Source organism: Arthrobacter sp. CAN_A2 (genome assembly GCF_015752045.1).
In the GTDB taxonomy this organism is placed as follows: domain Bacteria; phylum Actinomycetota; class Actinomycetes; order Actinomycetales; family Micrococcaceae; genus Arthrobacter_D.
In genome coordinates, this window is sequence record NZ_JADOUS010000025.1 from 1 (window position 1) to 9,028 (window position 9,028).

Sequence of the window (9,028 nt, forward strand, 5' to 3'; positions counted from 1 at the left end):
GGCCAGGGCACTGCGATACATGAACGCCGTGTACGGCAGCGCGGTCACCGCCAGGAGCAGGACAACACCGGCGAACGCCGGCACATGCAGGCGCAGCAGCGTCGTGTTCGCGCCCATCACCAGGGCGAACGGGGGAACCGCCAGGGGCGCGAGCAGGATCAGGTCTACTGTTTTACCGCGCAGCCTCGGTAGCCTCCGGGCGGCGACCGCACCCAGCAGGCCCAGCGGCGTCGCGACGACGGCGACAGCTACCCCGAGCCCCAGGGACGCCAGTCCTGCCCCGATCGCGGCCTGGTCTCCTAACGATGCGAGGGCTTCCAACGAGTACGACGTCGGGAGGACGGCGGGGGCCCGCCACTGCCCGGCAACCGCCCACAGCAGGATCGGGAGCATCGGCGCGAGGATCCAGAGCATCAGCAGGACCCCGAGGAGGGCCCGCACGACGGGCCGGGCCTGCACGCTCAGACCCCTCGGGGCCCAGCGCGAGTCCCCTCTACCAGCCGGGGGCCCGGTGGGCACCGGTGTTATCGGTGTCAGGCGTGTCACCTGTGTCGCCCCGGGTGTCATCGCAGGTTCCTGCGGGACCGCAGGACGGCGACCCCGGCGAGGATCGCCGCCGCGCCGGCGGCGACGGACACCAGGGCTGTGGCCATGGCTTCCGGACGGGCTGCCAGGTCCACGGACCCGAACAGCCGCACGGCGCGCACGGACAACGGCTCCGGAGACGTGGCGCCGAGCAGCCAGGGACTCTCAAAGGCGCCGAAGGTGTAGACGAACACGATCAGCGCCGACACCGTGAGCGCCGGTGCCGACAGGGGCGCCACGACGTGGCTGATGCGCTGCCACGCTGTGGCCCCGAGAGTCGCGGCGGAGTCACACAGGCCCGTCATCGACCGGGACATGCTGCCGATCACGACGAGGGCGACGAACGCCGATTCCTTCCACACGTACTCGCTGATCACTGCAACCCACCAGGGCCCGCCGACCAGGGCAGGGAAGACGTCCGGCATGCCCAGCAACCGGTGCAGGAACCCGCTATCGGACAACCACAACCCCACAGCGCCGGCGCCGATGAGGTGAGGCACAGGAATGCTCGCCGCACTCAGAACCGCCACGAGCCTGCCCATGCGGGGTGCGGCAAGGACGTACACGGCGATCATGAAGCCGATCGCCAGGGACAGCACCGTGGACGCGGCGGCAATATACGCCGACACCGCGACCGACCGGCCCAGGTCACCGGACGATCCACTCCACCCCTGCGTGCTGAACTCGGGCGCACCGACGAACGGCATCAAGCCCAGGCTCTGGGCCGACGCGGCGCCCAGGGAGACACCGAGGACCAGCGCCACCGGCACCACCGCGGGCAGCGCAAGCAGCACCGCCCGCCGCGACGCCACACCACGATTACCGACACGATTACCCGCATGAGCACCGGCAGGAGCACCGCGACGAGCGCCGACAGCATCACCGGCAGTATTACTGGCGGCGCTGCGGGTCCGGTCGGCGGGATGGTTGGTGCCAGCTTTCGACGCGGCGCCTAGGGGGTGCCCGTGGCTCGGGGGTGTGTGGTTCATCGTGGGCCCGGGATTGCCTGGCGCCAGGCCTCATCCAGTGCGGGTACCCAGTCCGCGGCGAGTTCGCCGTGGGCGTTGCGGGAGAGTTCGTCGTAGGTCGGGACCACCGGGGAGGCCGGGAGGTCATCGAACAGGGCTTGCTGGTCGGCGTCGAGGCGGTTCGGGTCGAGGACGGGGAACTGGCCCCAGGTGCGGGGGTCGGCTTTGGCTGCCTGCTGCTTCGGTGACAGGGCGAGGTTGGCGACGACCATGGCTCCGGCCGGGTCGGAGGCGTTGGCGGGGATCGCGAGGAAACTGGCGTTTCCCACGGTCCCTTCCTCGAGGGTGAGGACCTTCGTCGTGTCGGGTAGTGCCCCGGATGCCACCAGGTCGGTGAGGGTCGCGGGCCCGTAGGTCATGGCGATGTCTATCTCACCGTCGGCGAAGAGGGTGTTCAGTGCCTGTTCGTCGCGCGGGTAGGTGGCGCCTGCACGCCAGAGGGATGGTGCGACCTCGTCCAGGGCGTCCAGGGCCGCTGGGGCGTGCTCGTCGAATGCTTTCTCGCTGTAGTCCAGTGGTACTTCGTCTGCTCCGCCGGCGGTGCTGAGCATCACTTCGCGTAGGAAGACGCTGCCGGTGAAGTCGGGCGGGGCGGGGTAGGTGAAGCGTCCCGGGTTGTCCGTGGCCCAATCGAGGATCCCCTGGAGGCTGGTCGGCGGGTCGGTGACGGTCGCGGAGTTGTAGAAGAATGTGAACTGCGCCTTGTGCCAGGGCGCTTCGCACCCGTCCACCGGTGTGCCGAAGTCATTGAGCAGCAACGGGTCGTCCTGGTCGGTCAGGTTCATGTTCGGCAGCACATCGGTCCAGTCGCACCGCCAGGCGCCGGCCTGCCGGCCTGTGCTGAAGTTCGCCCCGTTCACCCAGACCAGGTCCACCGAACCATCCGTGCGTCCGGCCTGGATCTCGGACAGGACCCGGTTCACCGCGTCCGCGGTATCGGCAATGGGCACCCGACGCAGGATGACTCCCTCTTGGGCTACGGCAGGAGCGAGAACGTCGTCGACGTAGGCGTTGCCCTGCTCATCGCCGCCGAACATCCACAGATCGACCGTCTGACCGTCAGCCTCGGCGAGGACCTCTTCAAACGACCCGAAACTAGCCGGGGGTTCGGCGGGTTCCGCGGCGCACGAGACCAGCACGAGGGCAGCGGCGGCGGCCATCACGGGAGCTGCGGCCCGGCGGCTGCGGGACGGGGTTGCGGGTGGGTGGTTCATGGGTCCTTCTCGGCTGGGGTGGAACGGGTTCCAGTATTCTTCGAAGCGGGTACGGCCCCTGACGGGCCGCTCCGGAGGATCTATGGCGGGAGACCATGCAGCAGGACGCCGGACCACGCCAGTCGTGGCTGACTCCGCTCCGGCGGGCTCTGCTGCTGGGCGTCATCATCGTCGCCGCGACCGTCGCCGTCGTAGCCCTGCCCCTGCCCGACCTCGATGAGCTGCGGTCCCTGATCGAGCGGGCCGGGTGGTGGGGTCCGGTCGGTTTCGTGCTCGGGTACGCGGCACTGACCCTCGCCCCGGTCCCGAAGAGCGTCCTCTCGGTCTCTGCGGGGGTACTGTTCGGATTCTTGCCCGGACTGCTGCTGGTCTACGTCGCCGCCCTGCTCGGAGCTACAGCCGCGTTCTGGCTCGGGCGTCTCCTCGGCCGGGACGCCGTCGAGAAGTTCACCGGGACACACGTACAGAGAGTCGACGACATCCTCAGCAAGCGCGGTCTCGTCGCGGTAATCGGGGTGCGCCTGGTCCCGGTTCTGCCCTTCACCGCCATCAACTACTCCGCCGGCCTCACAGCACTGGGCTGGTGGCCCTACATCCTGGGCACCATGGTCGGCATCCTCCCGGGCACCGTGAGTTTCCTCGCCCTGGGCGCTTACGGCCTGGATTTTGGCTGGCCCGCCACTCTCGCCGCGGCCGCCCTCGGCGCTCTGACCCTCGCAGGGCTCGTCTATACGCTGCGGGTCCGTCGCAGGAACCGGACCACCGATGTTTGACAGCCGACTACGGCCACTACTGGCGCCGGCCCTGAACCGCACCGCGGCTATCCTCGACGTCCCCTGGATCAGCCCTAACCGGCTCACTGGCGCGAACCTCGTCCTTGGACTCGCCAGCGCGGGCCTGGCTGCTGCGCAACTATGGGCCCCGGCGCTCATTGCGTGGCTCCTGTGCCGGTTGGCCGACGGGATCGACGGACCCCTGGCCCGACGTCGGGCCACACAAGCCGCCCGACCGGGACAAGCCCCAGCAGCGCTGGACGGCGGGCAAGGGGGATTCTGGGACATTGCTGCTGACTTCGTGGTCTACGGGGCGACCGTCGTCGGAGTCGCCGTGGGAGCCACAGCTGCTTTTGGTGCCCCATGGCTACCCTTCCTCCTCGTCCTCTTCGCCTACTACATCAACGGCAGTGTGTTCCTCGCCTTCTCCTCGATCGCCGAGAAGACAGGGCGCACCATCGACGACGGCCGGTCCCTGTCGTTCCTCGGCGGTCTCGCCGAAGGAACCGAAACGGTCATCGTGCACAGCCTCTGGCTGATCCTGCCCTTCCTGTCCTGGCAGATCGCCCTCATCTGGGCCTTCCTCGTCTCGGTCAGCGCCACCCAGAGGATCATCGCCGGCTACCGCATCCTCGGCTGACCGCCAAACACCCCCCCCCATCGGTCCAGCCCGTACTCCACACCCAACCGACTCCGATCATCCGACCGTGTGATCGGATGGGTAGGTGTCGGGTGGTTTGGGGGCCGCCATCCAGCTAGTTCGTCACGGGCCGGCCTTCGGGATTCTTGCGCTCGGTCCGCCACAGGGTGACACGGACCAGCACTGACATGAGGGTCCGGACGAAAGGCTTCTCGAGCGACGTTCGGGCGTCGGCGATGGCCGCGTTCCACAGGGCGTCGTTGTAGGTCGGGTAGGGGTCGGTGACCCCTGCAAGGTCCCGGGTGGTGAGCTTCTGGTGGACCGCCAGGGTCAACTCGCCCAGGCTCTCTCCTGCCCTGGGGCCGACGATGGTGCCACCGAGAATACGGCCACGCCTATCGATGATCAGGCGGGCGAAGCCCGTCTCCTGGTTCTCGGTGATCGCCCGGTCCGTATGGGCGTACTCGATCGTGGACGCATGATGTTGCCGGTCATCGGATGAGGTCACACCTACCGCCGCTACCTCGGGGGAGGTGTAGGTCACCCGGGGCGCGACCGTACTGACCGACCTGCGCACTCCCAACACGGCGTTCGATGCCGCAGTGCTCGCATGGGCGGCGGCGAGGTGGGTGAAGTCAGGGTTCTGAGTGACGTCCCCAGCTGCCCAGATGAGCGGGTTCGACGTCCGCATGCTCGGATCGACCCGTATCTGGCCCTTGTCATCGGTGTCGACGCCGATGAACTCCAAACCGAGACCTCTGCTGCGCGATCGCCGGCCGGCCGCGACCAGAATCGTATCGGCGGGAAAGGTCCGCCCGTCACCGAGCCGCACACGACAGACCGGATCCTGCCCACCCCCATCGGATGAGATGACTTCCTCCACATCACTGCCCTCGACGACGTGCACGCCGTCCCGGATAATACTGGAACGGATGATGGTTGCCGCGTCCGGATCTTCCTTGGGAAGGATCCGGGACCGGGCGACCATCGTCACTTCTGAGCCGAGTCGGGCGAATGCCTGACCGAGCTCACAGGAAATAGGACCTCCACCGATAATCACCAAATGCCTGGGCAGCTCCGTGAGGTCCCACACCGTCTCCGATGTCACCACCGGCGCCTTATCCAGTCCCTCGATAGGTGGGAGCGCCGGCTCGCTGCCGGTCGCGATGAGGGCCTGACGGAAGTGCACCGTCTCCCCATCGATCTCCGCCCGGCCCTGTCCCGTGAAGCGGGCAACACCCTGACGGACCGTCACACCCGTCTCCTCAAGGGACGCATGAGAATCATCGGGCTCGATCGTCCTAATCGCGGCGGCAATCCGCTCCCTGACCTCAGCGAACACCACCGGATCACTCGTTCCACGACGGGCATCGACCGCGCCGGCAGCCGAGGACAGAAGCGTTTTCGACGGAACGCACCCAGTCCACAGACAATCCCCGCCCGTGCGTGAGCGTTCCACCAGCACGACGCGGGCTCCCAGGCGTGCTGCGGTCTTCGCACCCACGATCCCTGCCGTTCCCCCGCCGATGACCAGGAGGTCAATCACATCCGTACCTGATTCCATCTGTGCCTCACCTGTTCGTTCATTATTCGTTACTGGGTTGCTGCTCGCACTCCGTTTATCGGACCGTTCAGGGTGTGAGCCTAAGCTGGCCGTTCCAGCGCCCCGCCGTGGCGCCTGAATCCCTGGAGTGATTCCGATCGCCGAAAAGTACCGCACCTTCGCTCCCTTCTACGACCTTATGTCGGCAGAGATCCCCGTCTACCGTGCAGGCAGAAAGCTCGGTATCCAGTCTCTTGATCTTCGGGCAGGCGGGCAGGTACTCGACGTGGGATGCGGTACGGGACTGAACTTCCGGCACCTCAAGGAACACATCGGGCCGACCGGAACCATCATCGGGATCGATCGGAGCGCGGAGATGCTCGCCCAAGCCCGGCGGAAAGCCACTCGCGAGGGATGGAGCAACATCATCCTCATCCAGGCCGATGCCACCACGAGTCCTACCGAGGCCATCATCGAATCCATCGCATCCCAAGGCGGTCGACCACTCTCCGACGCGGCTTTGGCGACCTACGCCCTGTCCCTCATGAAGCCCTGGGAGGCCGGATGGTCGACAATGCGGGACCTCACCAGACTAGGCGGACAGCTCTGTGTCGTCGACATGCAAGAACCCACCAGCCGTCTCCCGGGGACAAGCGCCTTGGCGCGCCTCGCCTGCACGCTCGGCGGCGCCGACATCACCGCCCACCCCTGGACTGCCGTCGAGACCCACTGCACCGACGTAACAACCAGGTCCGCACGAGCAGGACACCTGCAAATCCGGACCGGGCATCACAGCGGGACCTAAGAAGTCAGATGTGGGATCCGCTGAAGTGAACCACGTCAATTGACTGCACATGCTTCTGCAACTCATCCAGCACACCGCGGCCCGAATCACTGTTCGGGAATACTTCGGTGTGGTCCTCAAGCCGATCCCATGACACCCGGAACAGGCGTACGTCCAGCCTACTAACGCCCGCGTGCAGATCAACGGACCGGCAGCCCTATGTCTTCACGAGGTGCGTTCTGATCTTCGGATAAGCCTCGAGGAAACCCTCCTCGCCGCCCTCCTCGACCACCAATGTCGCATGTTCATAATCATCGTCAACTTCGTCCCCCAACTCGGGTCCTGAGACTGAACAACACCCAGATGGTTGTCATCATGGTGCAAGCCCAGTCGTATCCAGCTACCGAGGCTATGGGCCTCGGGCCCGGCTCTCTGTAATCCAGGACACCAACAGCCGTTTTCTCCGCAACACAGATAACCGCGAAACCAGCCGGCGCTACGGGCCTATCAGGGTCCTGCACGAGCTGTCTCTACGGATAGACCGGAGTCGAGGCAAAGCACTTTTGAGGGCTATTTTCACTTGAGGTGGGGGTAGGTGAGACCGCCGCCGATGAGGAGCATGCGTAACTGGTAGTTGTCCCGGTTTCGGAGGCCTCGGGCCCCGCGGCGATGAATCTCAGTGAGTCCGTTCACTGCCTCGGTACCGCCGTTGTTCGAGCGGTTGGTCGTGAAGTACACCAGGGTTGCCTCCCGTTACCGCTTCAGGGCGCTGGATCCGCTCCACCCCGTTCTCTTCGTCGACGCGATCGGCAGGTGAGCATAACCCCGTTCTACGTCGTCATGGGCGTCACCACGAATGGGGAACGCGACCTTCTTGGTGGGGTAACTGCGTCAGCTTTTGGTGTGAGTAGGAATGCAAAGGTGAGGCCGGTGCGGAATTTACCTCGACGGAATTAGCGCCGGCGACATTTGCCTGATCGGGTTCAGCTCCGAGGTCGGTGTTGTTGGTGGCGTCGGCTGAGTACGGTGATCAGTAAAGTGGTTGCGCCCACTGTTGCGAGGGTGAGGGGGAGTAGGAAGATGAGCCCCTCGAGCCCGCCACTGTTGAAGTCCGAAGCTGCATAGCGGCCGATGACTGTCAGGGCGACGATCACTTGCACGCCGGTCGCGCTAGCCAGCGCGATGATTCCCCACCGGGTGGATGTCCATGCGACGACGGTAATTGGTAGAACGGCCAGGAGCATCGCCCAGCCGATCGGCTTCCAGAACTCGACATCGGCGGGTGTGCCGTCCGGCTGGGAGGGGCCGATTTCGCCGGTTGCGGTGCTCAAGGCCACCCACCCAGCGGCAGCCGAAACCGCCACCGAAGTAACTGTTGCCGCCCATGTCAGGTACCTCGGCCCTGATTCAGAAGTGGTATGCATGTCGCTGACCTCAGAAGATTTGAAACGTTCGGTGACGAAAGGCCCGTTGAAGGGCTTGCCGTTGGTACGCGTACAGAGCGAATAACTGTAGTGACCGCAGTTTGATCGGAGTCAGTGTGCTGGCTTACAGAACACCGGATTCATCCTGGGTATGGTGAATTTCCCATAGATCGCGTGCTTCATCTAGGAGACTACCGTGCAGTTGAAAGCTTTTCTGGCCCCGGCGAGTATCGCCGCCCTGATGTTCTTCGCGCCCAGCCCGGCTTTTGCGGATGGGGAAGGCTCCTTCCACGCACCCTCCGACTCCGGGCCCAGCACCAGTAGCCAGGCGGTCTATCGGATCAACGGTGCGGCGGTAAGTTCTCTCCCGCAAGACCAGCGTCGTTTATCTGTTCAGGGCAGACTGAGCGGCGATGCCATGGCCGATGGGCGGTTGTCCTTCACTCATCACAGCTCCTTGGGGCTGTCTCACTTCACTGCCCGGGTGACATGCCTGGAGTTCGTTGACGGTAGGGCGGAAGTTAGTGGAACCATCACTAAAGGCAAAACGGCCGCTGGTGTCGTCCTCGACGGCAAGATGGTAGCTTTCACTCTCAATATGGGGGGCGAGCAGACATTCACTCTTCCCCAGATCGGCCCTGGGGCCGCTAACTGCGGTGGCGGTAGGGCTGAAACGGTGCCCGTGACCCAGGCTGGTTTTCGCATCCGCTGACCGTTTCACTCTGATAGCTGCCGGTGACCCGATGATGAGGCTTAGGACACATCCTCCGGCCTGCCGGGTCGGGCTCGAGAACATATGGACGACGTGAGGGAATGCGCGTTACAACGGGGGAAGCCCTGAAGGGTCTCTGAATACCTCATCGTCAGGGCCATGAGTCACAGGACAGCCAGAGACCGTGTGGTTAATTACGGCACTGCAGGGCTCGTGGTGGTTGTGGATGTGGGGTCTGCTGCACGAAGAGGTGACATTTTTAGTCACGCAGCCAGGGCGGCTGGCGTGTTCATGATGGTCTCGAACTCGATGGGCGTCAACCGTC

Annotated in this window: 8 protein-coding genes and 2 pseudogenes; 4 read left to right on the top strand and 6 right to left on the bottom strand. The window is 65.1% G+C overall.

The genetic code is table 11. From position 1 onward, the window contains the following. The 3 genes and pseudogenes from IWX63_RS15770 to IWX63_RS15780 form a co-directional block, all read right to left on the bottom strand. A pseudogene (locus tag IWX63_RS15770) lies at positions 1-459 on the bottom strand (ABC transporter permease); the annotation flags it as partial. Positions 460-563: 104 nt separating this feature from the next. Beyond that, positions 564-1,397: an ABC transporter gene (locus IWX63_RS15775; RefSeq protein WP_199279108.1), complete on the bottom strand. Its 834-nt coding sequence runs from the start codon at positions 1,395-1,397 to the stop codon at positions 564-566. A 173-nt stretch (positions 1,398-1,570) separates the two neighbouring features. Continuing rightward, complete coding sequence (locus IWX63_RS15780) at positions 1,571-2,827, bottom strand: ABC transporter substrate-binding protein (RefSeq protein ID WP_199279109.1); 1,257 nt, start codon at positions 2,825-2,827, stop codon at positions 1,571-1,573. A 95-nt stretch (positions 2,828-2,922) separates the two neighbouring features. Here IWX63_RS15780 and IWX63_RS15785 point away from each other — a divergent pair, with 95 nt between their 5' ends. Beyond that, positions 2,923-3,600 (top strand): TVP38/TMEM64 family protein, encoded by a 678-nt coding sequence (locus IWX63_RS15785; RefSeq protein ID WP_199279110.1) that lies wholly within the window; start codon positions 2,923-2,925, stop codon positions 3,598-3,600. Continuing rightward, positions 3,593-4,240 carry a CDP-alcohol phosphatidyltransferase family protein gene (locus IWX63_RS15790; protein WP_199279111.1) on the top strand — a complete coding sequence of 216 codons (648 nt, stop codon included), beginning with the start codon at positions 3,593-3,595 and terminating at the stop codon, positions 4,238-4,240. The genes IWX63_RS15785 and IWX63_RS15790 overlap by 8 nt, the downstream gene beginning before the upstream one ends. 115 nt (positions 4,241-4,355) lie before the next feature. Here the strand turns inward: IWX63_RS15790 and IWX63_RS15795 are convergent, their stop codons facing one another. Then, the gene (locus tag IWX63_RS15795; protein WP_199279115.1) at positions 4,356-5,804 is read right to left on the bottom strand and encodes a dihydrolipoyl dehydrogenase family protein; all 1,449 of its coding nucleotides are present in this window, start codon (positions 5,802-5,804) and stop codon (positions 4,356-4,358) included. A gap of 127 nt (positions 5,805-5,931) precedes the next feature. Between IWX63_RS15795 and IWX63_RS15800 the strand changes: the two genes are divergently transcribed. Then, on the top strand, positions 5,932-6,588 hold the full coding sequence (locus tag IWX63_RS15800) for a class I SAM-dependent methyltransferase (protein ID WP_199279112.1): 657 nt from the start codon (positions 5,932-5,934) through the stop codon (positions 6,586-6,588). Positions 6,589-7,143: 555 nt separating this feature from the next. On the opposite strand, the pseudogene IWX63_RS15805 reads toward IWX63_RS15800, so the two are convergent. Then, positions 7,144-7,320: pseudogene (locus IWX63_RS15805) on the bottom strand (transposase); the annotation flags it as partial. A gap of 230 nt (positions 7,321-7,550) precedes the next feature. Continuing rightward, positions 7,551-7,898 (bottom strand): hypothetical protein, encoded by a 348-nt coding sequence (locus tag IWX63_RS15810; RefSeq protein WP_199279113.1) that lies wholly within the window; start codon positions 7,896-7,898, stop codon positions 7,551-7,553. Between the two features lie 289 nt (positions 7,899-8,187). On the opposite strand from IWX63_RS15810, the gene IWX63_RS15815 reads away from it, so the two are divergent. Next, positions 8,188-8,703, top strand: a complete 516-nt coding sequence (locus IWX63_RS15815) for a hypothetical protein (RefSeq protein ID WP_199279114.1) — start codon at positions 8,188-8,190, stop codon at positions 8,701-8,703. Positions 8,704-9,028 lie beyond the last annotated feature (325 nt).

Excerpts from the sequence above, each read along its gene's own strand:
- IWX63_RS15795 (WP_199279115.1), bottom strand. The coding sequence starts at position 5,804 with ATGGAATCAGGTACGGATGTGATTGACCTCCTGGTCATCGGCGGGGGA.
- IWX63_RS15780 (WP_199279109.1), bottom strand. The coding sequence starts at position 2,827 with ATGAACCACCCACCCGCAACCCCGTCCCGCAGCCGCCGGGCCGCAGCT.
- IWX63_RS15785 (WP_199279110.1), top strand. The coding sequence starts at position 2,923 with ATGCAGCAGGACGCCGGACCACGCCAGTCGTGGCTGACTCCGCTCCGG.
- IWX63_RS15790 (WP_199279111.1), top strand. The coding sequence starts at position 3,593 with ATGTTTGACAGCCGACTACGGCCACTACTGGCGCCGGCCCTGAACCGC.